Origin of the sequence: Protofrankia sp. CiT1, assembly GCF_917627335.1 — a bacterium.
GTDB lineage: Bacteria > Actinomycetota > Actinomycetes > Frankiales > Frankiaceae > Protofrankia.
This window is the reverse complement of sequence record NZ_CAKJTP010000194.1, coordinates 1579-3980: the sequence shown is the minus strand read 5'-3', so window position 1 is coordinate 3980 and position 2402 is coordinate 1579. Positions and strand designations below refer to the sequence as shown.

The window sequence follows — 2402 nt, the reverse complement described above, 5'->3', positions numbered from 1 at the left end:
CCGTGGATCACCAGCCCGGACTGGTGCTCCTGGGAGAACCAAGGCATCGCGGTCGCGGTGACACCGCCGAACGACCAAGGCAACCGCGACCTGATCGTGCTTACGATCGACAATCCTCCCCAAGGCAACCGCGCGATCTACCGCATCGGCAAAAACGTCGATATCAATGGCAATGTCACGGGGTGGTCACCATGGATCGATGTGCCGGGCTGGTTCTCCTGGGAAAACCAGGGTTGCGGTATCGCGGTTGTCGACTTGGATGAGGATGGGAACCAGGATCTGATCATCTTCAATATCGACAGCCCCATCGGACAGAACCAGGCATTCTACCGCGTTGGCAAGAATCTTGGTAATGACGGGATCTCGGCCGACGACTGGGGGCCATGGCTGGGGGTGCCGAACTGGTTCTCCTTCGAAAACCAGGGCGGCGGCATCGCGGTCGCCAAGACGAACAACAAACACCGCCTCTTTGCATTTATGGTTGACAACAGTCCGCAGCAGAACGCCGGCCTGTACGAGATCATCGATCTTGATCATGACCCAGAAAGGGAAGGATCATGGGAGGTTCTCGACTTCCATTCCGGTGTCCTCGCCGTACACGCCGCATTGCTCCCGAAGGGCAAGGTGCTGTTTTTCGCCGGCTCGGGAAGCAGCGCGACCCGCTTCAACAGCCCGATATTCGGCGACGAGAGCAAGGGGATCTTCACCAGCGTCGTGTGGAGTCCGCCGCATAATACCTTCTCCCACCCACCGACGCTGCGCACCGCGAACCACAAACCATTCGACTTCTTCTGTGGTGGCGACGCGTTCCTTCCGGACGGCCGGCTCCTCTCCGCCGGCGGCACAATCGGCTACAATCCGTTCCGCGGCCGGAAGGACTCCGCAATCTTCGACTTCACCACCGAGAAATGGTCCGTTGCCGGCAATATGGCACAGGGACGCTGGTATCCAACACTGATCACTCTGGGGGACGGAAAAATCCTCGCGGCGAGCGGCCTGGGCGACAACGGCGGTGATCTGCCGAAGACCTCTCTTGAGATCTACTCCGCCGCGACAGATACTTGGCACATCCGACACTTCGCCGGCGGTTTTCCCGGGCTGCCCTTATACGCCCATCTGTTCTTACTCGCCAGCGGCAAGATCTTTTTCTCCGGTGGCCGGATGGACGACCCGCTGCAAGTGGATCCCTGCATCATAGATCTCACGCACGATCCGGTGACCACCAAGCAGGTCCAGGACCTGCTCGCCCCTGACATGCGCAATCAGTCAGCCAGCGTCATCCTTCCGCCGGCCCAGGACCAACGAATAATGATCATCGGTGGCGGTCCGGTGGGTAAGCCAGATAAGACCGACGCCACCGACGCGGTGTCCATTGTCGACCTGAAGGCGGCCGACCCCATCTACCATGCCGGCGCTCCCATAGGACTTCCCCGTCTGCATCTGAACACCGTCCTGCTGCCTGACCGTACGGTTTTTGTCAGTGGTGGTTCGCTGAAGCAGGAGGATGAGCCGTTAGCCCGGCTGCAGGGCGAGATCTACGACCCGGCTACCAACACCTGGAGCCTGATGGCCGCAGCCACCGTGCAACGTCTCTATCACTCGACGGCGCTGCTGCTACCCGACGGTCGCGTCGTCGCGGCCGGCGGCAACCCCGAAGGCGGGCAGCAGATCAACTGGGAGCCTCCGGATCCGGAGGAGGAGATGCGTATCGAGGTCTTCAGCCCTCCCTACCTGTTCAAGGGACCTCGACCGGTCATCGGTACGGCGCAGGAGGAATGGAGCTACGGCCAAACCGTAACGATTACGACAGCACAGGCGAACACGATTCGGTGGGCTTCGCTGATCAAAAATTGTGTCACAACTCATTCATTTGACAGCGGCCAACGCCTCGTTGACCTCCAGATCGTTTCCCGAGAAAATGATTCACTCGACGTCACGATTACTGCTAATCCCAACATCGCGCCGCCCGGCTGGTACATGCTGTTCATAGTCGATCAACAAGGAGTCCCCTCGATCGCGACGTGGATCCACCTGACGTGAGCTGTCCGCTCTCGGCTCGCTTCGATCGATGCGGCCCCCTGCCTCCGACTACCCGGCACGCTGGCCGCGGCGCCTGCGGGATAGCTTCCTCGAGCGAGGAGGAAACATCCTCGTCGAGGAGTCAAGGGTCCTCACATAGAACATCACGATGTCCGCAAAGTGACACGCCAGGATGTTTCCGCGAGGCCGCCGCCGGCAAGACACTGCTTACCGCGTCAGGGCAGAGGGCGGGGATTGTACCATGAGAATCCGACTGGTCGACGCGACCCCAGCGCTACAGGCAAACGCACAGGTCACCGCCCATATCGGGATTCTGGAGCCCACTGGACTCACCTCATTCGGGCGCCGGTGAGCATTGCCCG

Annotated in this window: 1 protein-coding gene; it reads left to right on the top strand. The window is 60.5% G+C overall.

Features of this window, described 5'->3' with window-relative positions:
• The coding region (locus MJ785_RS19565; RefSeq protein WP_239382172.1) for a galactose oxidase early set domain-containing protein at positions 1-2040 on the top strand (2040 nt) is incomplete at its 5' end.
• Positions 2041-2402: the final 362 nt, after the last annotated feature.